The following is a 22,113-nucleotide window of genomic DNA, read 5'->3' as shown; positions in this document are numbered from 1 at the left end:
TCTATAATAGTAGATATAATTATCAAAATTTTCATCTTAGTTACTTTTCGGGTAGGATAAGTAGAAGAAAATAGGAAGTTTTTCTTTGAAGAAAGCTCTTTTGACAGGAATAGATTTTTTCATAACTAGAACAAATAAATTAATAATCGCATATACTGTATTGTCGTTAAAGCAAGACATTATTTTCTCAGAACAAGGGAATCACTAGAAAAATATGTGATTCCTTTATGCTTAAGTATAATGTCAATAGTTGATTTGAAATAACCGAAGAAATAAAATCTTTGTTAATGGACAATCACATAATTTTAGGTATAGTAGGTTTATAATTTAGACTATAAAAATTAATGTATCTTTTATTATTTTAACCAAGAAGACTCCCTCCATAAGGAACTCACAGCAAGTATGGGGAAGTGGGAGTAGTTCAAAGCATACAATATTGTTTGATTTGGCTAATACATAGATTTATCATCTCAGAACTGGTGTAAGAATTATAATGTTTATACCATTCTATTGTATTTTCTAAAGTCTGTTGTAGGGACCATTTTGGCTGCCAATTAAGATTGAATTTTGCTTTGCTAATGTCAAGATTTAGTAAATTTGCTTCATGAAAATTTATTGGACCTATATTTTCTGCTGTCCAATCCCCGCAGCCCCAAATATCTAGTAAACTGGTCACTAATTTTTCTACTGGAACAATATTGCTTAGGGATGGCCCGAAGTTCCATGCTCCTGAATAAAGGATACCATTATTTATAATTTTTTCTGTAAGGAGTAAATACCCGCTTAAAGGTTCTAGTACATGTTGCCAGGGTCTAATAGCAGTAGGGTTTCTAATAATAATGTTTTTGTTTGATTCTAATGCTCGTATACAATCAGGAATAATTCTATCTATTGACCAATCACCACCACCAATTACATTACCAGCTCGAACGCTTGCAATTATTTTCTTGTGTTGAGAAAAGTTTTCTTCTGAAAAGTAAGAATTTCGATAGGAAGAAATTAAAAGTTCACAGCATCCTTTGCTTGAGCTATATATGTCATGGCCGCCCATAGGGTCAATTTCACGATAACCCCAAGGCCATTCTTTATTTTCATAGCACTTGTCACTTGTCACCATAATTCCTATTTTAGCTGATTCATGTAATCGAATTGCCTCTAGTACATTCATAGTTCCTACAACGTTTACCTCGTATGTTTCTCTAGGATATTCATATGAATAATTAACTAGAGGTTGGGCAGCTAAATGGAATACAATTTCAGGTTTATAATCTGTAAAAACCTTATTTAATTTATTAAAATCTCTAATGTCTCCACGAATATCAATTATATTATTTTGAAGGTTAGTAATGTTAAAGTTATCATTCTTATTTTTAGGATCTAATGAATATCCGATTACAGTAGCACCTAATTCATTCAACCATAGGGATAACCAAGAACCTTTAAAACCAGTATGTCCAGTAATTAAAATTGTTTTTCCGTAAAAAGCATTATTAAAGTTTTGGTTTAACAATTAGTCCACCTCCTTTAGTACCCTATTTTTAGGGGGTTAGGTATAAATGTTTATTATTTTTATACCAATTAACAGTTTTTATAATTCCTTCTTCAATATTAATTCTAGGTTCCCAGGAAAGAGAGTTTTTTATTTTTTGCACATCCGCTTCAGGAACCCATCTTTCATTTGTTCTAGAGGAAATTGCACCGTAATTTGGTCTGGAATTGGTTTTCAAATGTTTGAATAATAATTCTACATAATGTTTCAAGGGGTGAATAGTGCCGCTCCCAATATTAAAAATTTCATTTTGTACAGTAGTATTTTCTACTGCTAGGATACAGGCATCTATTACATTTTCTATATAACAATAATCTCTTAATTGATTACATAAAGTTAAATTTACATCTTTGTTTTGTAATACTCGCAAGATTATATAGCTAAAAATTTTATGCGGCTCTTCGCCTTCTCCGAATATGCCAAAAGGTCTTAATGTTATAAGATTAATATTGTTTTCGCTAGCAATTTGATGGGCGAGTATAGTAGCAGCAGCTTTGGTACTTCCATAGATATCCACAGGAGTTAGTAACATATTTTCATGAATAGGTTCCATCTTGTTACCGTATTCAGAACTACTCCCAAAATTGATGATTTTTTTACAATTCACCAATTTTGCTGCTTGAATAATGTTACAAGTCCCTATAACATTTGTTTCTATAGCATGGATGTAATCTGTATGGGCAGAATTTACACCATAGGCTGCCAGGTGAAAGATATAATCGGGATTAATTTTCTTTATTGCATCTTGTACTTGTTTTTTATCTCGTATATCTATTTCATAGGTTTCAATATATTTTAGAATATCCTTTAGTCTCCAAGAGTTTGATGGTGTTCTTATGAAAAGAACAATTTTTGCTTGTAAATTTAAAAGTCTTCGTGCCAAGTGAGAACCAATAAAACCGTATCCACCAGTAATAAGGAAAGTTTTATTTTTAAATGAAGCAATCATAGTGATAATCTATCCTTTATTAAGATGTATTTTTAGTTGCTGAAATAAATAGATTTATTTTTAAATAAGGAAAGTATCAGTCTTAATTGTGATGAGGGGAGGGGTATTTAAAATAATTTTTTATTGTTGTTGTATCAATTTGATCAGCAAATAAAGAGGAGGAAGGTTTTTGAAAAGTATTATGAAGGGTATGACATGTCTTATTCAATTGTTCAATATAAGGAATGTATATATAATCTAAAACTGCTGGAGGTAATTCTAAAGTTTCGTGTTTCCATAAATCGAACTCATTTGGATTAATAATTTGCATACTTCCAAAATGAAAAGCTATTAATTCATCTTGATCAATAAAAACTTTATTATCTGTTTTGGATATAGAACTGCTATTTAAAATGACATTCCAAGGTGCTGCATCAATACCTCTATGAGTCATGATTTTTATATTAGAAAAGATGTTAGGAATGTGATTTAAATATTTTTGATCACCCCATCTATCCATTTCAACATCATAATGATTATTACAATATTCTAGGCATTTATCTTTCCACCATGTTAAAATTTCTTTACTATTTTGATCGTTTTTGAAGCCTACTAAACCAGCTTGGTATATACCGTGTATGCTTTCAATTTCAGTAGAGCTTCTTTGAGGGCAAAGGAATACAGAGTATTTCCACCACTCATCAAGAATGATATTAGGTGCTGTAAAGAAATACATATCAGCATCACAATATATAATGTGATCAACTTCCGGATAAAGACTAAGGACATGTAGACATAGGGGCGCTTTTAATGTCCAACAATACTCTTGTAAACTTCTATCATTTTTTATACTGAGGAGTTCATGATTTTCAATTTCTTTTACCGGAATTAGTATGGCGTGCTTTAATTTTAATTGCTCTAATATTTGATAAGTTAGATCATCCATACAACAGATCCATACAGTAAATTTAGCGTTGAAATTTTCTAAGGAATAATAAGAGGTCAATCCTTGAATTAATCGTTCTTTACTTATAATCATGGAAAAGTTCATAAAATGATTGGATTGATTCATTTTTCTTCTTAATTGTGAATCTTTATATAAAGTTTGAGCTTTATTTATATCTTTTTTACTTAAAAATTGTTTAGTATCTTTATTGAATTTATCCTTTAATTGCTTTAAAACAAATTGAATTCTCTCTAAATACGGAGTGTAAATATGGTTTAATATATTATTGGGTATTGAAATTTCTCCCAAAGACCAAAGATCAAAATCATTTTCAGTAAAGATAGTAATACATGCAAAATGGTAAACAACTAGTTTGTCGTTTTCAATAAATATATCATTTTTAGTCTTGTCAATTTTATAATCGTTATTATATATACAGTTCCAAGGCGCAGCATTTATACCTAAGTTATTTGAAATTTTTACTTTTGGAAAATATATAGGGATATAATCTAAATACTTTTGGTCTCCAAATTTCCCCTCTTCAGCCTCGGCACTGCACCAATCTATACATTTATTTTTCCACCATCTTACACTTTTTAGTCCATAGAGATCATTCTTAAATCCAATTAGACCAGCCTGATATTTTCCGTACATTTTTTCTACCCAATCACGATCTCTTTGGGGGGTTAGGAAGATAGAATGGTCACCCCATTCCTCAAAAATAATATTAGGGTCAGAGAAAAAGCATAAATCACCATCACAATATAGAATAGATGGTAAATCATAATTGACCAATAAATATTCTATCAAGACAGATTTTAAAGTCCAACAATATTCATTTACTTTTCTTTTTCTCTTAATTGCTTTTAGTTCACGATCTTCTAATTCTTCAACTTGTAAAAGGTTTACATTAATTAAACTCATTTCTTTTAATAGTGAATATGCAAAAGGATCTATACAACAAATCCACAATGTGAATTTTTCTGAGTACTGCATTAATGATTGCTGTAAAGCAATAATTTTCAAGACATACTCACTACCTACAATGACGCAGAAATGATTATTTAGATCATGTTGTTGATTATAGAATTGGGGATTAATTCTTTTTTGAGTATTTTTTTTGGAGAGATTTGAAGCTTTAATTCCTGTTGAAAGTGGGTTAACTATTTTCTCATTAGAGGGGATGTACAATCGAGGTAAACTTATTTTTTTATCATTAGAGTTCAATGCTTATTCAGTCCTCTCCACTAAAATTTATTTGGATTCCAACTTTCATTTACAGTTTTTAAATCTTTAGGTGTATCGACACTAGCCCAAAAGTCATTGTGTTCATAGACGGCGAGCTCATTGTCTTTTATTAAATTTCGAAGAGGATCTTCTTCTAGAACACAATCATCATTATTACTTAAATAATTGAATATTTCTTTGTTAAATACAAAAAAACCGCCATTAATTACTTCATCAAGTAATGGTTTTTCTTTAAAATCAATAGCAATTCCATCTTCGACCGCCAATAGGCCGTATTGACTATTTTTTTTAATTCCAGTTAATGTAGCAATTTTTCCTTTTTCTTTATGGAATGCTATTAGTTGATCAATATCTATATTGGCTAATCCGTCACCATAAGTTAATAAAAAGGTTTCACCCTGTACAAAGGATTCAAGTTTTTTTAGTCTTGCCCCGGTCATTGTATCAATTCCTGTATCTATAAAGTGTATATTCCAATTTTCTAATTTCTGAAGTAGCGTATATTGACTGGTTTTAAAATTCAAACTAAAGTCATTCTCTTTCCAGCTAAAGTCCATAAAATATTCCTTAATTTTCTCACCTTTATATCCTAAGGGTAAAATGAAATCAGAATGTCCATATTTTCTATACCAATTCATTATATGCAAGAGGAGAGGCTTTCCTTGAACTCGAACTAATGGTTTGGGAATGTCCTCTAAAATTCCTTGCATCCGAAGCCCTTTTCCGCCACACAAAATTATGACTTTCATAGATTTATTTCCCTCCTCTCTATATATTTTACTAATTTAAACTATGTAGTTTGTTTGGTAAATGTATACACGGTTGTACCATAATGACAATCAACTAAAAAAAATATGTTAGATTTATAATTCAGATGCTGATTAAACGTGGAGAATACACACTGTAGTTTATCATGAATTATATGTAAATTAGGTTCTTTTAAAATCTATGCTTTAGTTTATTTAATATTAATGAAAGAAATTGCTTATTCTTAAGATAAAAGAAGGGGAAGGAAATCAAGGGAATTGAAGAAGCTTATAATGAAATATCCAAGAAGACAAAATATAAGATAAAGTATGGAAGTAAGTAGTCGTGAATGCACTACATAAGCAGAATATGCTGATCGCATAAATGATTATACAGAAATCAATAGAAGAATAACAAAGGGAATTAGCCATTTAAAGGAAAATGGAACAACTATTTTTACATTTTATAAATTCAAAAAAGAGCACCGCATAAAGGTGCTCTAGTGATGGAACTAATTTTGTAAAGAACTATTTATTCAATAAAGAAGGACTTACGAATTATTATATGAACGTTTTGTTAATTAAGTGTGTATCAATTAGACAGGAATTTTATTTTTCTACACCTATTTGATTTTACGGGCCAAATCATGTTAAAAGTAAGAAGAAAATTATTAAGTTAATGTTATTTTGTTTAAAATAACATCCCAATCGGAATCATCACCTTCCCATCTATCCTGATAACGTGGGAGTTCAATTGAACAAACCCTCGATATTCCCCAATTTTGTTCAACAATATTAGATATACCCTCCTTGAAATTAACAATAAGAATATTAAAATCCTTATTTGTAATTTTAGATAATACGTTTTGTAATTCAACCGCTTCATCTCGATTTCCCCAAATTCTAATGAATAAAATGGATTCACTACTATTTATTTTTTCAAGGAATCGATTAATTCTAGTGTCTAATTTAGCTTTAAAAGAAGGATAGGTTGATTTCAAATCCTTTTCGGAATTAATAGGAAAATCATGCATTGAAAAACAATTATAATAAGTGTCCTTTATACAGTAGGTAATTCGTTCTGCCCATTTAATTTGATTATCAAATTCTGATTCAATAAGACCGTAACTTTCTGAACCTTCTATAACCATATTTTCCAACTTCATGAATTTTTTAAATCGATTTTGAAGTAATCTGTTTACATCTGAAAGTGATGGATAATAAAACCAATCTAAAGGTCCAGAAAATGTTCTTAAATTGTGTCTTTTGATTTGGTTGGTGACTTGACACAATCCTCCTAAACTTACGATTACGCCATAGGATTTTTGTATATCTTCTAGGTTCATCCTCATCATCCTTTATAAAAGTAATTTAAATTATCTGTTCAGTATATGATGCAATAACATATTGATGTGGACCTATATATCACAGTACATAGAGCTAAGACATTTGTATAAATTTAAAAAGTCAAATACCTAAGTTGAGGGATTTCATCTTTGACGTTATATCATGGAGTTATTATTGGAATGAAAGCTGGTAGGGATATTGCGCCAGAGTTATATATTCTCCAGTAACTTAATTTAGAAACCTGTTCTTGATTACTGTAGTAAAATTGTTGTTCTTTTAAAAGAATCCTTAGATAAAAAAGAAAAATCTATTGGCTAGCATTTAACCAGTAGATTTTTCTTTTCATCTTCATAGTTTTCCTGCCTCTCTTAAAGTTATGATATATAATCTTTTAAAGACTGACACGGTGCATTTTTTTTCATAATGCACGCAAAAAAATCAGTTTAAGAATTATGTGAAATCGTGTCAAAAAATTAAAGGTAATTATATATGTATTTAAGATGATATCCATCTGCGTGTATTTTTTAAAATTTTTAGATAAATGCAATGATAATGGCTTCTTAAGAATTAATTTAGCACCTTGTTTATTTAGAAAAGCCCTATAAACCATTTAGTTCATAGTAAAAGTAATATATTTAATATTAAATGTCTTGCATAATGCGATAAAATTTCACAATTTTTTATCAATATATACAGAAAAAGGTAACGAAACTTAAGCGATATTTAATACTTTTCATATTTGTGAAGTATGTGAATTTGTTTATTTTAACATCTAAGATGTTAGATGTTGTTTTTTAAACATTACTTATCCGGATTCATGAAAAGTATTTTAATGCATTATTTTTATTTTATATAATAATATTTAGTTTTAATATTAAAACTAAAATATGGAAGTAACATAGGGGATTTACGCATATAGTAATGTTGATGGTAAAATTAACAAAATTTTCATTTAAATCAGATAAAACTATGATGTTTTTAACTTATAATCATGTTACTACGATGAAAAAATGGCTACTAATTAGTTAATTTAAAAATCAATTTTAGATAGGAAGAGGATAATGAAGACCAGAGATAGTTATAAAATTATTGTAATTGGTGCTGGGACAGCAGGACTATCTTCTACTGCACATTTATTACGAAATGTACCCCTATTGAAAGAAAGTATAGCAATTATTGATCCATCAAAAAAACATTACTTTCAGCCACTATGGAGTTTAGTGGGGGGAGGAATTGTTTCAAAGGAAAGTACGATGCGTAATCAGGAATCGCTTATTCCAAAAGGGGCAACGTGGATCCCTAAAAGTGTTGTTGAGTTATTTCCATCTGAAAATAAGATACTTTTAGATGACGGACTGCTACTTGAGTATGAAATTCTTATTGTAGCAGCTGGTATCCAAATAAATTGGGACAGTATTAAAGGCTTAAAAGAGTCTATTGGCACTAATGGGGTATGTAGCAATTATTCTTATACATATGTTGATTCTACTTGGAGAGAAATCGAAAAATTTAAAGGAGGAAATGCGCTTTTTACCCACCCTAATACTCCTATTAAATGCGGTGGTGCTCCACAAAAAATTATGTACTTAGCAGAGGAGTATTTTTGTAATAGTGGTGTAAGAAACAGAAGTAAAGTAATATTTTATTCTGCAAACAATAACATATTTCAGGTTCCACGATATGCAAATACTTTAGAACAAGTACTAGAAAGAAAGCAAATTATAACGAATTATAATAAAAATCTAGTGGAAATTATCGCCGAAAAGAGAGAGGCAATTTTTGAAGATACGCAAACACTAAAAAGAGAAACCGTACCATATAGTATGATACATGTTGTTCCGCCAATGGGGCCACCTAATTTTATTAAAGAGAGTGAGATAAGTGATCATCAGGGGTGGGTGGATATAAGCCCTTATACTTTGCAGCATGTGCAATATAAAAATATTTTTGGACTTGGAGATTGTACCAATTTACCTACCTCTAAAACTGGAGCAGCAATTCGAAAACAAATACCCGTCTTAAAACAAAATATTATGGACGTACTTAGCGGAAGAGATTTACAGGCTAAATATGATGGATATACATCATGTCCGATTGTTACAGGATATAAAAGTCTTATACTTGCTGAATTTAACTATGAACATGAGCCTCAAGAAACGTTTCCATTTAATCAAGCGAAAGAACGGTATAGTATGTTTTTACTTAAAAGATATATGTTGCCATATATGTATTGGAATTTAATGTTGAAAGGGATTCTATAGGAGAAGATAAAAAGTGGTTACAAAAATTGAAAATTAATTTGAAATAACTAATTGGAGGGAATAGCTATGCTTTTAAAATATTTTTATGATGAAAAATTAGCACATGCTTCCTATTTAGTCGGTTGTCAGAAAGAAGGCGTAGCAATCGTTATTGATCCTAGTCGCTATATAGAACAATATATAGAATTTGCTAAGAAAGAGGGGATGGAAGTAATTGCTGCGGCTGAGACTCATATTCATGCTGATTTTCTTTCTGGGTCTAGAGAACTTTCTAATCTTTACCATGCAAATTTATATGTATCTGATGAAGGAGATTGTGATTGGAAATATCAATATCTTAACGAAGGTCGATACAAATTGGTTAGAGAAGGCACAGAGTTTAAAGTAGGTCATATAAAATTTAATGTAATTCACACCCCAGGGCATACGCCTGAAAGTATTTCTTTTTTAGTAACTGATACAAGTCAAAATAATTATACGAATGATAAACCGATAGGAATATTCACAGGTGATTTTATATTTGTAGGAGATATAGGAAGACCGGATTTATTAGAAACTGCAGTCGGTATTAAAGATACTGCAAAAATAGGAGCGAAACAATTATTTGATTCTATACAAAAAATAAAAATACTTCCTGATTATTTGCAAATATGGCCATCACATGGTGCGGGAAGCGCATGTGGAAAAGCATTAGGAGCAATTCCAACTTCTACATTAGGTTATGAAAAGATGTTCAATTGGGCATTTCGGTGTAATGAAGAAAGTGATTTTATATCGACTTTATTGACGGCACAGCCAGAGCCTCCAAAGTATTTTTCATTAATGAAGAATTTAAATAAGTATGGTCCGCCAATTCGTAAGAAGAGAAAAAGTACTGCTATTAATACAGTAGAAGAACTTCAAGAAATTTTGAAGAGCGTTTATCAAATAGTTGATATAAGGGATGTAGAGAGTTTTGCTGCAGGTCATATCGAGAAGTCAATTAACATACCTTATAACAATTCTTTCACAACTTGGTGTGGATGGTTATTAGATTATAAAAAAGAAACTTTAATAATTCTAGATGAGGAAAAGGTTAAAGTAGAGGCAGTTATTAGAGAATTTGAATCTATTGGGTTAGATAATATTATTGCTTTTGCACCCTTAAAAGTAATACAAAGACTTGATAGATTTGAAAGTTACAAAGAAAAAACATCGATTGAATTATATCCGCATATAAAAGGTGGAAGCGTTAAGGTTATCGATGTGCGTAGTAAAAAAGAGTGGGAGGAAGGACACCTTCATGATGCAATACATATCACTTTAGGTAATCTATTTGAACAACTAGATTATATACCGAAAAATTTTCCAATAGTTTTGCAATGTCGAACCGGATTACGTTCCGCTATAGCAGCTAGTATTTTACAAAGAGCTGGTATAAAGGAAGTAGTGAATTTAAAGGGAGGATTTCTTGCATGGAAAGAAGAAGGGCTTCCTTATACAACATGCAATCTCAATGTGTAGGAAAATATTATATGCTAGGTAAGAATAATTAAAAGAAGTTATAGATGACGTGTTAGAAAAGGGAATCATAATTGTCGCAGATTCAGGAAATACATTAGGATTATTAATTGATTATCCAGTTAAATATGAAAATGTAATATTTGTTTTAGCATTAAATAATTTAACATTGGATCCATCTTTTATGGAATGGCAGTGTTGGAAGTACTTAGGTATTATCAATAAGAACCCAATTTAAAATTCTCTTGGATGCAAGAGAATTTTTTTATTGGGAATAGTAAGGGGGAGGGGAGGTGCATTACATATGGGAAAAGGTAGAAGTAATAATGCTGGTAAAAAGCAACCGAATTTTGATGATTCATCTAATTTTGCTAAACAAAGCCAGCCGACAGAAAAGAAGAAGAAATAAGAACAGGAGCTCTCTTGATAAAGGGAGCTCCTGTTAAAAGTGGACTGACGTTTCAGAATAACATATCGATGGATTAACCCAATAGCCATAAATACAAGGTTTTAATTTTTCGAAGGGCATCTAATTTAATATTATTGTCCCGCTTTTTTATACTTATTGACGCGTTAAATCCATTTAAAATGCTCCTTAATGGCGTTGGGCGTGATCTTCATTAAAATTTTTTAAACCTAATGGGACTTACCATTAAGAGGGCGAGGATTAAAGTAATCCATGCATTACTATATGAAAACAATGCCATACCAGCCAATGATAATCCTGCAGCTGGAATAGGTAATCCCTTAAAATATCCAATAGTTGGTTTAATACTAAATTTAGCTAATCTTAAAGCACCCATTGTTGGGAATAGAATAAATGCCAAAGAAGTTAAAATAGAAGGTGTTGCTATCGTATGAAATAAAAGCGCAGGAGCGACGCCGAAACTAACAATATCAGCTAAGGAATCCAATTCTACGCCAAACTCACTGTTCACTTTTAATTTTCTTGCAATTCTTCCATCAAGAAAATCTAAAACAGCTGAAAAGAAAATGAGAATGGAGGCTGCTCCTAAATATTCACTCATATTCAAGGTGATTGAGAAAACACCGCACAATAAATTTCCAATCGTAAATAAATTCGGTATAACTTTTACAAGCTGATTAAACAAGTTTGTTCCTCCTAAATTAATTAAACTTCACATTTCTGTAGCAATTTCTATATATTCTTCCGTTATTCTTAAAAATATATGACCACTGTATTACTGTAAGCTAATTAAATTTCGATAAGAGAAAAATTGATTTCTTAAATGTTCCACTGGTTTATAAAAATGTTTAATCATTTTCAGTACGCGTTATTGAATATTAGCACCTGATAGTTGATATTTCGAGTAGTCAGGGATTTTCCGGTTCTGGTGCAAAAAATTCAAGGTAATTAAAAATAATCTCTAAAAAGGAGACATAATGATATTATTATTTTAAAAAGGTTCGTGGTTGGTATCGAATATAAAAAAATAGAATTTTTATACAAAAATCACCCGAAAGGGTGCCTTTTGTACCTCTTAAAATGACTGAAGATGTGTTTACTTGAGTTCATTAGGTAGTTAGAGGTTGATAGACTATCTTTAACGAAAATGTTGAGTAGTTCATCTTCATTATATATCAATTTAATAATGATCGGGGATTTAGAAAGTTCCATGGAAAGTACATATCAACCTGATTGGAAGATTGGAAATTTAATAACTGGTGATACATGTTACTTAACGCAACATTTTGGTGCGCAAATGAAAATTTTTAAAGTCCACACAAATGGTACCCTAGAACGATTCCAAACAATAGAACCAGAATTAAAATAAAATTTTTGTAGCATCAATTAAATTCATTTCTTTTTATGCAAACACACTTTCAGCGGAACTAACTTCTTCACTATTTTGCGCTGGAAAGACTTTATAAAAAATGGTTACGTTTTCTGATCTTGAAATAACCCTCTCAAATTGCAATCCTGCTTTTTCTAAAAGCTTTACTGCATCAACAATAGAAGTAATTGCTACAAAAGTTTTTCAAATAAAATTTATAAAAGCTTGATAGGTAATACCAAGGGAAAAGACCGTAGCTACTATATGTGCAGTCCATTTAGGCATATTTAAATTTAATACGGTATTGTACAACATTCCATATACGATACAAATGATTAATATGAATGCAATGAATTGAAGAACTAATAAAAATAGAGGTTGTTCCATTTATTCTCACTTCCTTTATTTGATATATTAATATAATTTATTTAAATGTGAAAGTTTTATTTCTATGAATTTCCAAAAAATGTGATATGAAAGGCATAGTAGTAATCACAAGAATTACTGCAAAACTATAATGGAACTAAAAGTATTATGACGAGATCAGTAAAATAGTAAAGAAGGTCACCATTCACGGCGACCTTCTTTACTATGCGTTATACCCAAATAATTTTAAATCTTCTCCTGAATCTGAAATGATTTTCTCAAATCGTAATCCTACTTTTTCTAAAAGCTTTCCTGAGGCGATGTTATCTATAGAAGTAATTGCTACAATTCGTTTCATGTTGAGCTTTTGTACACCGTATTCGATTATCGCAGAAGCTGACTCGTAGCCGTATCCTTGTGAACGGAATGTCTCTAAAAAGGCAAATCCGATATCAACATCTTCTAATGAATCTCTTTTAATAAGGCCACACATACCAAGTGGAGTGAGATCTTCTTTTCGTTCTACTAAGTAAAGGCCAAATCCGAGTTTGTTATACATATCGATGGGACCGTTTACAATATAATTTTTTGCATCTTCTAAGTTTCTAACTCCTTTGTCACCGATAAACTGAATCCATGCAGGATCGTTTACTAACTCAAGAATAAAAGGAGCGTCTTTTATATCAAACCAACGAAGGTTAAGACGTTCGGTTTCAAGAACTATCAATTATTACACCACCTTTAAAAAGTTATAACAATTAGTATGGATTGTGTAAAACAAAAGTGCAACATATTTTAATGGAGCTTTGTTTGTTCACATAAAGTTCGTTTGTTTTGTATAGAGAGATATTTTATAATTAGGATTGATTGTAAAGAGTGAGATGCTTATACAATGACTCCTAGGTGACTAGGAGTTTTTACTATATAACTATCATTATTACTAAATATGACACACTACACATTCTACTCAAGGAGGTACATAATGAAGAAATTATATAATGCATCGTTTACGTATTTGATTATCGGTTTATTATCAGGGATTTTCGCTAGGGAGTATGGTAAGTATAAAGGGATTTTAGGATCTACTTTGTTAAATCTTTTGCATACACATACACTTGTACTTGGCTTTTTCTTCTTTTTAATTGCTTTAGGATTAGCAAAAGTATTCGCGTTTCATGAAGTGCAAGGGTTTAATAAGTGGTTTGTTTTACATAACATTGTATTAACATTAATGTTAGGTTCGCTAGCAGCGAGAGGGCTTCTTCAGTTAAATGGAGCTGACTTTAAAGGGTTAACTTATATTGTAGGATTTTCTCATTCGTTGATGGCAGTTACTTTAATTTGGTTTATGTTGTTAATAAAGAAATCGTTTAAAATGTAGTGGAAAAGAACTTGTAGCGTGTGCTGCAGGTTCTTTTTTGTATGTTTAGGTTTAAAAATCTCATTTTTCTAATTATTTTGTATAAAGATGGTATACTTGTTTTAAATTTAAAAAGGAGAGTTGATTATGGAAATAACAATTGAACATGTAGTAAATGAATTAAAAGGCATACTTCCTGAAGATCGAGTAGTAATAAATATGACAGTACGAGAGTTACATAGTAAAGATGAATCTTACCATGTTAGTAGTTTACCTGATGTAGTTGTTTTTCCAAAAACGACCGAAGAAGTTAGCGCGATAATGAAAATAGCGAGTCAGCACGGAACAGCTGTCGTTCCATTTGGAGTAGGGTCCAGTTTAGAGGGACATGTAATTCCTTACGAAAAAGGAATTACAATGGACTTTTCTCTTATGAACAAAATACTTGAAATAAGAGAAAAGGATTTTCTTGTGAGAGTACAGCCAGGGGTGACGCGCTCTCAGCTTAATAAAGAATTGAAAAAGTATGGATTATTTTTTAGTGTAGACCCAGGAGCTGATGCAACGTTAGGAGGAATGGCTGCTACAAATGCGAGCGGAACGACAGCGGTAAAGTATGGAGTAATGCGTGATCAAGTCCGAGATTTAGAAGTCGTTCTTGCTGATGGAGAAGTAATACATACCGGGAATTTAGCGGCGAAGTCATCATCAGGTTATCATTTAAATGGTATTTTCGTAGGCTCAGAAGGAACACTTGGATGTTTCACGGAGTTAACTTTAAAAGTATACGGTATACCAGAACATGTTATGGCTGCGAGGGCATCGTTTCCAACTATAAATGATGCAGTAGAAGCTGTAATTAACATATTACAGGCAGGTATTCCAATCGCGAGAATTGAACTCGTTGATGAATTATCTATGAAACAAGTAAATCATTACAATGAAACAAGTTACAGAGAAGAACCGACACTGTTTTTAGAGTTTCACGGTAATGAAGCAGGGTTAAAGCAAGATATTGAATTTACGAAAGAAATCGTTCTTGATCATAAATGTATAGAAATTGCATTTGAGATGGAAACAGCAGCGAGAAATAAACTGTGGGATGCAAGACATAACTTAGCGTACTCTTACGTGCATAGTTATCCTGGTAAAAAGCTAATGAGTACAGACGTATGTGTGCCAATTTCGGAATTAGCTGGAGCGATTCAACATGCGAAAGAGGTATTAGATAAAGTAGGGCTTATTGGCGGTATTCTAGGTCATGTTGGAGATGGGAATTTCCATGTACTCTTAATGATTGACACAAATGATAAAGAGGAAGTAAAGAAGGCAGACGAAATAAACGAAAGTATCGTTTTGTATGCTCTTAAACGAGGAGGAACGTGTACAGGAGAACATGGCGTTGGAATCGGAAAACGAAAGTATCAAGAAGAAGAACATGGGGCGGCATTATTTGTAATGGAGAAAATAAAGAAAGCTCTTGATCCGCAAAATATTTTGAATCCGAATAAGGTGTTTCAATTAAAAGATAGGGGCTGAGTGGATGAAAGTACTAGAAGCGATAAGTAATATAGCTGGAAAGTATTTTGCATTTTGGACCGGCTGCTGCACTCCCAAGTGTATTAGCGGCAGTATGGCATAACATTGCAGGGCCAATATTAGCAACCATCTGGTCAAAAAATGCAAAGAATACTTTCAGCGATGAAAATGTATTAATAAATATAGAAAAATAGGAATGATAAATAATGCAAAAACGTATTGTACATTTTGAAGGAATGGTTGTATTTTTAGCCACGATTTATATGTATTCAATATATGAGTTTAGTTGGATTATATTTTTTGTATTCCTTTTAGCGCCGGATTTCTCCATGTTAGCGTATGGGATCAATAATCACGTTGGTGCGAAAATATATAACGTATGTCATACATATATCATATCCATATTAATTGTTCTAATAGGTGTCTATTTTAAGATAGATACCGTTATAATGATTGGCTTAATATGGACAGCACATATTGGAATGGATCGAATGTTTGGATATGGATTGAAATATGAGACGGATTTTAAGGATACTCATATTCAGAGGTTATAGTTGCTTTTGAGGAGAGGGATACTTTGAAACAGAGAATTACTATCGAAGGGTATAACATCCAATGGGAAAGTGAATTTAATAAGCTACACACTTTCATTAACGATGTAATGGAAGACCGCATTTTATCCATTGAACATGTTGGGAGTACATCTATTAAAGGACTTGTAGCAAAACCAATATTAGATATTGATATCGTAATAGAAGATTATGAAATCTTTCCTGAAGTAGTAACAAAGTTTGAAGCGATAGGATACTATCATCAGTTAGAATGGAGCTTTAAAGGAAGAGAGGCGTTTGGAAGAAAGGATACGTTCGTTCCATGGAACGAGGGAAATACAGTTTGGATGGAACATCATTTATATGTGTGTGATAAAAATAGTGAAGAATTGAGAAGGCATATAGCGTTTCAAGATTACCTTCGTGAACATACTGAAGTAGCTAATGAGTATGGAAACTTGAAGGAAGAGTTAGCAAGAGAGTCGAAAAATCGATCTAGTTATATTGAGGGTAAGACCGTATTTATTAAAAATATATTAGAAAAAATAAACTAAGGTAGCATGGAATACATGCTGCCTATTGTTTTGAAATAGAAAGCTGCCATTATAAAACAAATACAAACTGGCCCTGTTGATTGATGCGGTTACTAAATATAATAGGAAATAAAATAGAAAAGAGCGGAAAAGAGGGAGCTTATGTACATACCAAAATATTTCGTAATACAAGATGAAGAGATGAAGTACGAAATAATGGAACAAAATAGCTTTGGGACATTATTTTCTCAACATAACGGAGAACCATATGCAACGCACTTGCCGTTGTTATTAAATAGGGAGACCCTTACTTTACATGGTCACTTCGCACGGCCGAATGAACAGTGGAAAGATATTGGGACTCAGCAAGTACTAGCTATATTTCAAGGACCACATAGTTACATCTCTCCGTTATGGTATGAAACAAACAATGCAGTACCAACATGGAATTACGTTGCAGTGCATGTATATGGTGAATTAGAAATTGTTGAGGATGAGAAGACATTAGTAGATTCTCTTCAAGATTTAGTAAATAAATATGAAGATCCAGAGAGCACCTACTCACTTAATGATGTAGATCCAAATTATATGGGAGGATTAAGTAAGGGAATAGTTGGATTCAAAATAAAGATAAATAAAATAGAAGGAAAAGCGAAGTTAAGTCAAAATCATTCTGTAGAGAGACGGAATTTAGTTGTGGAGAAACTTGAGAAAGTTGGTAGTGAGGAGAGTAAGAGGATTGCGGAGTTGATGAGAAAATAAAGCCTACATGAAAGGGAAATATTCTAAATAAGCGTATTTAAAAAGACCTTCTTAATTGAAGGTCTTTCATTTTTTAAAGTGCTTTTTCAGTTGTTGTTGAGTTGTAGTCTTTACTTACGTCAATAGATTGAACAAGGTCAGGTCTTTGTGGTGCAGGGGTGTCCCCAATGTTTAATGCTACATATCCTAACTGTGTTTTCGGTGTTTCTGAGGTGAAGCTTAACCCAAGAGTTGTGATGCTAATAACAGCTAAGCCAATGATGCTCAATTTAATCTTTTTCATTATATCAAAGCTCCCTTTTCTTCATGTTTTTTTCTTGCTTGATTGGCCATGTAAAAGTATTGACTAGCTTTTATATGGTCTTCTTTTTCATAAAACATATTTGCTAGAACATCAGTGTACTCTTGTATACATTCCCAAAGGTTTTCTGTTTTAAAGTAAGAAATTCCTTCCAAAATTATCATTTCTAAATCATTTATAGAAGTTTTATTATTTAGTTCTCTTAAAATCATGAAACGATATTGAAACTCTTTGTTTTCTAGTTTATTTGAGATGTTTAATCCTTTTTTTATAAGTTCTTTAGCCTGGGTATATTCTCCAAGCTTGTAGTATTCACGTGCTTCAACAAAAAGTGCTTTAAAGTGATTTGGTTGCTTAGTTGTAACCTCTGAAATATGACGCATTGCTAACTCTGAAAGGTTTTGACTTGCATATAGCCAAGCTAAATTATGTCGTACTCTTAATGATAAAGTCTCCTCTGAATACTTCTGTAGAATATTTAATGCTGAATCAAGTCTAATTTCAGCTTGTTCAAACTGTTTTAAATCAATACAAGATAAACCAAAGATGTTATCACACAAAGCAACATTAATTTCACAGTTTATATGTTTTGAAAAAATCGCTTTAGCTTCATTTGCAGATTGGATTGCTACTAGTGGTTGATATGTTTGATAATAATAGGCAGCTAAGCGGTAGTTAAATTCAGCATTCTCTAGTTCGTCAGATACGTGTATTAGCAGCTTTTTAGCGTTCTCGAAAAGGTGTTTTGCTGCATTATAGTTTCCAATAATTGTATTGTGAATAGCCTTAAAAAAATGATAATAATAAGAAAATAGCCCATTCTCTGGAAGTGGGAAAGAATCAATTTTATTAAAATCATCTTTATTAATATTTAAACCATCTGTTAAGATTTTGTATCTGAAATTAAAAAGTGAATAATACAATTGTAGGTTTGTATCTTCTTCTGAATTAGAGATGGTATTTTCAATATCTTTTTTTATTTTTGTTGCATGGGTAGTTTGATGCTGTAACATAGCTCTATACCAGTCATTAAATAATTTTGTAATTTGTTCATTACCTTGTAGTTGAACGTTCATGAAATCCCCTCACTTTTTGAATATTCTTATAAAATATAGTATCAAAAATAAAAATATTTAGAAATGATGTTTTATATTTCTCAATATTTGTTTAACAAGCTTACGAGTAAGTCTATTGGAATAGTGTAGAATTTGTTTTGGATTAAAGAAATGGCATCGGGGGATGTGTATTTTAAAGTTTTAGTTGAGTGGGGGGATATAAAAAGGGTGCGTTCACACAAATTATATGAACGCACCTTTTTACATATTAAACAATCAAGTTCCACAAAAAGTACGATAAGGACGATTCGTAGGCGCAGGCGGAATGCAGTATTCTTCTTGATCTGTAGAATACGCATAAGGGTTTGATAAAGCTTCAAGAAGTTGCTCCATTACGCTATAGTCGTCATTTGTAACAGCTGCTTCTAGTGCTTCTTCTACACGGTGGTTCCTCGGGATGATTGATGGGTTATTATTTTTCATCATCTCGTAGGCGTTTTCTTTCGATTGTTCTTGTCTTTCTAATCGAGATTGCCACAGTTTGTACCATTCTTTAAATTCAGGACTTTCAAATAGAGCTGTATTTTCGATAGCATCAAGAGTTAATGAACGGAATGTATTTGTGTAATCCGCTTTATATTTCTCCATCATTTTTAAAAGTTGCTCAATAAGTGAGTGATCTTGTTCTTGTTCTTCGTTGCTAAATAGTCCTAATTTCTTTTTCATTCCAAGGAACCACTGTTTTTCATACTGTACGCTAAATTTCGAAATTTCGTCTTGAGCGATTTTTAATGCTTCTTCTTCATCTTCGTGCAGAATTGGTATTAAAGATTCAGCTAGTCGTGCGAGATCCCATGCGGCCATATATGGTTGATTTCCATATGCATAACGACCTTGTGTGTCAATAGAGCTAAATACAGTTCCTTGGTCGTAATTGTCCATAAATGCACAAGGACCGTAATCAATTGTTTCGCCACTGATTGTTATATTGTCAGTGTTCATTACGCCGTGAATAAATCCAACAAGTTGCCATTTTGCGATAAGACTGGCTTGTCTTTTAATGACTTCTTGTAGTAATGCAGTATATCGGTTTTCATGAGCTTCAATTTCTGGATAATGCCTTTTTATCGTATAGTCAGCTAGCGATTGAAGATCCTCGATTGAGCCACGAGCTGCAGCATATTGAAATGTACCGACGCGAATATGGCTACTAGCTACTCTAGTTAAAATTGCTCCAGGTAACTTTGTTTCACGATAGGTTGGTTCACCGGTTGTGACAACTGCTAAACTGCGGGTAGTTGGAATATCGAGTGCATACATTGCTTCGCTAATAATATATTCACGTAGCATCGGACCGAGTGCAGCACGACCATCTCCTCGGCGTGAATAGGGAGTAGGGCCAGAACCTTTCAGTTGAATATCGAAACGCTCACCTGAAGGAGTAATTTGTTCGCCAATTAAAAGAGCACGACCGTCGCCTAACATATTAAAATGTCCGAATTGATGGCCAGCATATGCCTGAGCTAATGGATGAGCTCCTTCTGGGAGTGCATTACCAGCGAAAATAGCAATTTCAGCTTCCTTTTTCAGTTCTTCAGGGGTCAAGCCAAGAGATATCGCTAATGAATGGTTTAGTTTAACTAACTCCGGTGAACTTACGGGAGTAGGGGGGATTTCTGTATAAAATGATTGTGGTAAAGTCGTATAACTATTATCTAAATTCCAACCTGTTTCATTATTTTTAGTCATTGTATCTCCTCCTTTTTGTATTTTAAGTTATGTATTTGTACGTATGTATTCTTTGTAAAGTTAACTAAAAGTATAATATAATATTTCCCCTTGCAATCTATTGTAAGGACTTCATTGCACTATGTCTATTTAACAGCAAATTTAAAACCTCCATTTTAAAAAAATGGAGGTTTTATTATTATTTAATTTTTACAATTATTTTTCCTTTTGCTCTTCCAGCCTCGGAATATTCCATTGCTTTTTGCGCATCTTCAAAAGGGAAAACTCGATCGATTACCGGTTTGATTTCACCAGCTTCAATATAGTTTGCAATAGTACGTAATTGATCCCCACTTGGCTTCATAAATAAAAATGAATATTGAGCATTATGCTTTTTTTCAAGTGCAGTAAGTTTTTTGCTGGCTAATGAAAATAAGAGAGTTTTAAAGAATCCTGAACCAAATTCTTTACCGAAGCGAGCATTCGGCATGCCTGAAACGGAAACAATGTTTCCTCCCCTTTTTATAATATTGAATGATTTTTCAAGTGTTGCACCGCCGATTGTATCAAATACGGCATCATAATTTTTTAGTATATCTTCAAATTTCTCTGTTTTGTAATTAATAATTTCATCTGCGCCAAGAGACGTTACTAAATTCGCACCAGCTTCACTAGCAGTCGTTGTAACAATGGCACCCATTATTTTTGCTAGCTGAATAGCGAAAGTACCAACACCACCGGATCCGGCGTGAATTAAAATCTTTTGTCCTTTTTGTAATTGCATGATGTCATGTAATGCTTGATATGATGTTAAGCCAACGAGTGGAATCGAAGCAGCTTCCTCAAAACTTAAATTTTTCGGTTTTAAAGCTATATCATCTTCATGAATGGCTATATACTCCGCGAAAGTACCAATCTTATTTTTTCTTGGACGAGCATATATTTCATCACCAACTTTAAAACGAGTTACTTTTGATCCAACCTTCGTGATGACACCGGCAAAGTCGTTACCAAGGATTAGGGGCATTTCATATTTCAGTAACATTTTTACTTTTCCGTCGCGTATTTTAAAATCAATTGGGTTAATGCTAGCTGCATGAATTTCTGCGAGCACTTCATACTCATTTATTTCAGGAGTAGGTACCTCTGCCATACGCATTGGGACTTTTCCATATCTATCAATTATCATTGCTTTCATTTCTTATACCTCCAAGTTTTAATAAAAGTTCTGCAATAGCTTCTCAATATCTAATACAAGATTTTTTAATAAACCTAATTTTGTACGTATATCAATATAATAAAAATTCTTTGTACCTTCTTTTCTCATTAAAATAATGCCAGCTTCTCGTAAAATCTTAAGGTGATGTGATACTGCTGGACGGGAAAGGTGTGTTTGCTTCGTGATTTCTCCTACACGTAATCCTGTTTGACATTCCGTTTCCATTAGCACTAATAAAATAGCTTGACGCGTTTCATCACCAATTGCCAATAATACTTTTTGAGAATCAATAAAATCTTTTTTTATAATATTTAATTGTTCTTGTTTATTCATTTCAATCACTTTGCCTCCAGGTAATTAGTCGAAAGGTTTAAGATG

Annotated in this window: 22 protein-coding genes and 1 pseudogene; 10 read left to right on the top strand and 13 right to left on the bottom strand. The window is 32.2% G+C overall.

The window, feature by feature from the left end; genetic code table 11:
- Positions 1-421: 421 nt before the first annotated feature.
- The 5 genes from rfbG to ACTL4X_RS17425 all read right to left on the bottom strand — a co-directional run bounded on the left by rfbG (position 422) and on the right by ACTL4X_RS17425 (position 6,763).
- On the bottom strand, positions 422-1,510 hold the full coding sequence (rfbG, locus tag ACTL4X_RS17445; RefSeq protein ID WP_000934347.1) for a CDP-glucose 4,6-dehydratase: 1,089 nt from the start codon (positions 1,508-1,510) through the stop codon (positions 422-424).
- A 28-nt stretch (positions 1,511-1,538) separates the two neighbouring features.
- The gene (locus ACTL4X_RS17440; RefSeq protein ID WP_000561952.1) at positions 1,539-2,498 is read right to left on the bottom strand and encodes an NAD-dependent epimerase/dehydratase family protein; all 960 of its coding nucleotides are present in this window, start codon (positions 2,496-2,498) and stop codon (positions 1,539-1,541) included.
- A gap of 82 nt (positions 2,499-2,580) precedes the next feature.
- Complete coding sequence (locus ACTL4X_RS17435; protein ID WP_001087530.1) at positions 2,581-4,650, bottom strand: glycosyl transferase; 2,070 nt, start codon at positions 4,648-4,650, stop codon at positions 2,581-2,583.
- Positions 4,651-4,670: 20 nt separating this feature from the next.
- The gene (locus tag ACTL4X_RS17430) at positions 4,671-5,420 is read right to left on the bottom strand and encodes a sugar phosphate nucleotidyltransferase (protein ID WP_000864434.1); all 750 of its coding nucleotides are present in this window, start codon (positions 5,418-5,420) and stop codon (positions 4,671-4,673) included.
- 668 nt (positions 5,421-6,088) lie between these two features.
- Positions 6,089-6,763: a papain-like cysteine peptidase gene (locus tag ACTL4X_RS17425; protein ID WP_001047153.1), complete on the bottom strand. Its 675-nt coding sequence runs from the start codon at positions 6,761-6,763 to the stop codon at positions 6,089-6,091.
- Positions 6,764-7,825: 1,062 nt separating this feature from the next.
- Between ACTL4X_RS17425 and ACTL4X_RS17420 the strand changes: the two genes are divergently transcribed.
- The 3 genes from ACTL4X_RS17420 to ACTL4X_RS17410 all read left to right on the top strand — a co-directional run bounded on the left by ACTL4X_RS17420 (position 7,826) and on the right by ACTL4X_RS17410 (position 10,763).
- Positions 7,826-9,025: an FAD/NAD(P)-binding oxidoreductase gene (locus ACTL4X_RS17420; RefSeq protein ID WP_000857313.1), complete on the top strand. Its 1,200-nt coding sequence runs from the start codon at positions 7,826-7,828 to the stop codon at positions 9,023-9,025.
- A gap of 66 nt (positions 9,026-9,091) precedes the next feature.
- On the top strand, positions 9,092-10,528 hold the full coding sequence (locus ACTL4X_RS17415) for an MBL fold metallo-hydrolase (RefSeq protein WP_000925318.1): 1,437 nt from the start codon (positions 9,092-9,094) through the stop codon (positions 10,526-10,528).
- 49 nt (positions 10,529-10,577) lie between these two features.
- On the top strand, positions 10,578-10,763 hold the full coding sequence (locus ACTL4X_RS17410; protein WP_000890300.1) for a hypothetical protein: 186 nt from the start codon (positions 10,578-10,580) through the stop codon (positions 10,761-10,763).
- Between the two features lie 382 nt (positions 10,764-11,145).
- Here the strand turns inward: ACTL4X_RS17410 and pssA are convergent, their stop codons facing one another.
- Positions 11,146-11,637, bottom strand: coding sequence for a CDP-diacylglycerol--serine O-phosphatidyltransferase (gene pssA, locus ACTL4X_RS17405; RefSeq protein ID WP_000483080.1), 492 nt, complete (start codon positions 11,635-11,637; stop codon positions 11,146-11,148).
- A 501-nt stretch (positions 11,638-12,138) separates the two neighbouring features.
- Between pssA and ACTL4X_RS17400 the strand changes: the two genes are divergently transcribed.
- Positions 12,139-12,321 carry a DUF5065 family protein gene (locus ACTL4X_RS17400; RefSeq protein ID WP_002041581.1) on the top strand — a complete coding sequence of 61 codons (183 nt, stop codon included), beginning with the start codon at positions 12,139-12,141 and terminating at the stop codon, positions 12,319-12,321.
- A 204-nt stretch (positions 12,322-12,525) separates the two neighbouring features.
- Here the strand turns inward: ACTL4X_RS17400 and ACTL4X_RS17395 are convergent, their stop codons facing one another.
- Together ACTL4X_RS17395 and ACTL4X_RS17390 are read right to left on the bottom strand one after the other, a co-directional pair.
- A complete protein-coding gene (locus ACTL4X_RS17395; RefSeq protein ID WP_000437513.1) occupies positions 12,526-12,708 on the bottom strand; it encodes a hypothetical protein in 183 nt (60 codons plus the stop codon).
- A 202-nt stretch (positions 12,709-12,910) separates the two neighbouring features.
- Positions 12,911-13,414 carry a GNAT family N-acetyltransferase gene (locus ACTL4X_RS17390; protein WP_000636203.1) on the bottom strand — a complete coding sequence of 168 codons (504 nt, stop codon included), beginning with the start codon at positions 13,412-13,414 and terminating at the stop codon, positions 12,911-12,913.
- Positions 13,415-13,669: 255 nt separating this feature from the next.
- Between ACTL4X_RS17390 and ACTL4X_RS17385 the strand changes: the two genes are divergently transcribed.
- The 6 genes and pseudogenes from ACTL4X_RS17385 to ACTL4X_RS17360 all read left to right on the top strand — a co-directional run bounded on the left by ACTL4X_RS17385 (position 13,670) and on the right by ACTL4X_RS17360 (position 17,432).
- On the top strand, positions 13,670-14,068 hold the full coding sequence (locus ACTL4X_RS17385) for a DUF2871 family protein (protein ID WP_086401486.1): 399 nt from the start codon (positions 13,670-13,672) through the stop codon (positions 14,066-14,068).
- A 126-nt stretch (positions 14,069-14,194) separates the two neighbouring features.
- On the top strand, positions 14,195-15,586 hold the full coding sequence (locus ACTL4X_RS17380) for an FAD-binding oxidoreductase (RefSeq protein ID WP_000406579.1): 1,392 nt from the start codon (positions 14,195-14,197) through the stop codon (positions 15,584-15,586).
- 50 nt (positions 15,587-15,636) lie between these two features.
- Positions 15,637-15,780 (top strand): annotated as a pseudogene (locus ACTL4X_RS17375) (bile acid:sodium symporter family protein); the annotation flags it as partial.
- 12 nt (positions 15,781-15,792) lie between these two features.
- Entirely contained in the window at positions 15,793-16,140 is a 348-nt protein-coding gene (locus ACTL4X_RS17370; protein ID WP_001172061.1) for a DUF4260 domain-containing protein, read from the top strand.
- Between the two features lie 23 nt (positions 16,141-16,163).
- Entirely contained in the window at positions 16,164-16,691 is a 528-nt protein-coding gene (locus ACTL4X_RS17365) for a GrpB family protein (RefSeq protein WP_071741079.1), read from the top strand.
- A 141-nt stretch (positions 16,692-16,832) separates the two neighbouring features.
- Positions 16,833-17,432, top strand: coding sequence for an FMN-binding negative transcriptional regulator (locus tag ACTL4X_RS17360; RefSeq protein WP_000275841.1), 600 nt, complete (start codon positions 16,833-16,835; stop codon positions 17,430-17,432).
- A 73-nt stretch (positions 17,433-17,505) separates the two neighbouring features.
- On the opposite strand, the gene ACTL4X_RS17355 is transcribed toward ACTL4X_RS17360, so the two are convergent.
- From ACTL4X_RS17355 to ACTL4X_RS17335, 5 genes are all read right to left on the bottom strand, one after another.
- Positions 17,506-17,715 (bottom strand): hypothetical protein, encoded by a 210-nt coding sequence (locus tag ACTL4X_RS17355; RefSeq protein ID WP_000721430.1) that lies wholly within the window; start codon positions 17,713-17,715, stop codon positions 17,506-17,508.
- Entirely contained in the window at positions 17,715-18,809 is a 1,095-nt protein-coding gene (locus ACTL4X_RS17350; protein ID WP_016125000.1) for a response regulator aspartate phosphatase, read from the bottom strand. Before ACTL4X_RS17350 ends, ACTL4X_RS17355 begins: the two co-directional genes overlap by 1 nt.
- 255 nt (positions 18,810-19,064) lie before the next feature.
- Positions 19,065-20,537 carry a protein adenylyltransferase SelO gene (locus ACTL4X_RS17345; RefSeq protein ID WP_000164920.1) on the bottom strand — a complete coding sequence of 491 codons (1,473 nt, stop codon included), beginning with the start codon at positions 20,535-20,537 and terminating at the stop codon, positions 19,065-19,067.
- Between the two features lie 178 nt (positions 20,538-20,715).
- On the bottom strand, positions 20,716-21,714 hold the full coding sequence (locus ACTL4X_RS17340; protein ID WP_000646436.1) for an NADP-dependent oxidoreductase: 999 nt from the start codon (positions 21,712-21,714) through the stop codon (positions 20,716-20,718).
- Positions 21,715-21,732: 18 nt separating this feature from the next.
- The gene (locus ACTL4X_RS17335) at positions 21,733-22,077 is read right to left on the bottom strand and encodes an ArsR/SmtB family transcription factor (protein WP_000571870.1); all 345 of its coding nucleotides are present in this window, start codon (positions 22,075-22,077) and stop codon (positions 21,733-21,735) included.
- Positions 22,078-22,113: the final 36 nt, after the last annotated feature.

It is taken from the genome of Bacillus sp. RE35, from assembly GCF_052146655.1.
Lineage (GTDB): Bacteria > Bacillota > Bacilli > Bacillales > Bacillaceae_G > Bacillus_A > Bacillus_A cereus.
Note: the sequence above shows the minus strand (reverse complement) of the source record. Positions and strands in the feature narration are given on the sequence as shown.

Coding starts and splice junctions, on each gene's coding strand:
- ACTL4X_RS17340 (WP_000646436.1), bottom strand. CDS start 21,714: ATGAAAGCAATGATAATTGATAGATATGGAAAAGTCCCAATGCGTATG.
- ACTL4X_RS17400 (WP_002041581.1), top strand. CDS start 12,139: ATGATCGGGGATTTAGAAAGTTCCATGGAAAGTACATATCAACCTGAT.
- ACTL4X_RS17355 (WP_000721430.1), bottom strand. CDS start 17,715: ATGAAAAAGATTAAATTGAGCATCATTGGCTTAGCTGTTATTAGCATC.
- ACTL4X_RS17380 (WP_000406579.1), top strand. CDS start 14,195: ATGGAAATAACAATTGAACATGTAGTAAATGAATTAAAAGGCATACTT.
- ACTL4X_RS17370 (WP_001172061.1), top strand. CDS start 15,793: ATGCAAAAACGTATTGTACATTTTGAAGGAATGGTTGTATTTTTAGCC.
- ACTL4X_RS17395 (WP_000437513.1), bottom strand. CDS start 12,708: ATGGAACAACCTCTATTTTTATTAGTTCTTCAATTCATTGCATTCATA.
- ACTL4X_RS17350 (WP_016125000.1), bottom strand. CDS start 18,809: ATGAACGTTCAACTACAAGGTAATGAACAAATTACAAAATTATTTAAT.
- ACTL4X_RS17425 (WP_001047153.1), bottom strand. CDS start 6,763: ATGAACCTAGAAGATATACAAAAATCCTATGGCGTAATCGTAAGTTTA.
- ACTL4X_RS17420 (WP_000857313.1), top strand. CDS start 7,826: ATGAAGACCAGAGATAGTTATAAAATTATTGTAATTGGTGCTGGGACA.
- ACTL4X_RS17385 (WP_086401486.1), top strand. CDS start 13,670: ATGAAGAAATTATATAATGCATCGTTTACGTATTTGATTATCGGTTTA.
- ACTL4X_RS17345 (WP_000164920.1), bottom strand. CDS start 20,537: ATGACTAAAAATAATGAAACAGGTTGGAATTTAGATAATAGTTATACG.
- ACTL4X_RS17440 (WP_000561952.1), bottom strand. CDS start 2,498: ATGATTGCTTCATTTAAAAATAAAACTTTCCTTATTACTGGTGGATAC.
- ACTL4X_RS17360 (WP_000275841.1), top strand. CDS start 16,833: ATGTACATACCAAAATATTTCGTAATACAAGATGAAGAGATGAAGTAC.
- ACTL4X_RS17415 (WP_000925318.1), top strand. CDS start 9,092: ATGCTTTTAAAATATTTTTATGATGAAAAATTAGCACATGCTTCCTAT.
- ACTL4X_RS17430 (WP_000864434.1), bottom strand. CDS start 5,420: ATGAAAGTCATAATTTTGTGTGGCGGAAAAGGGCTTCGGATGCAAGGA.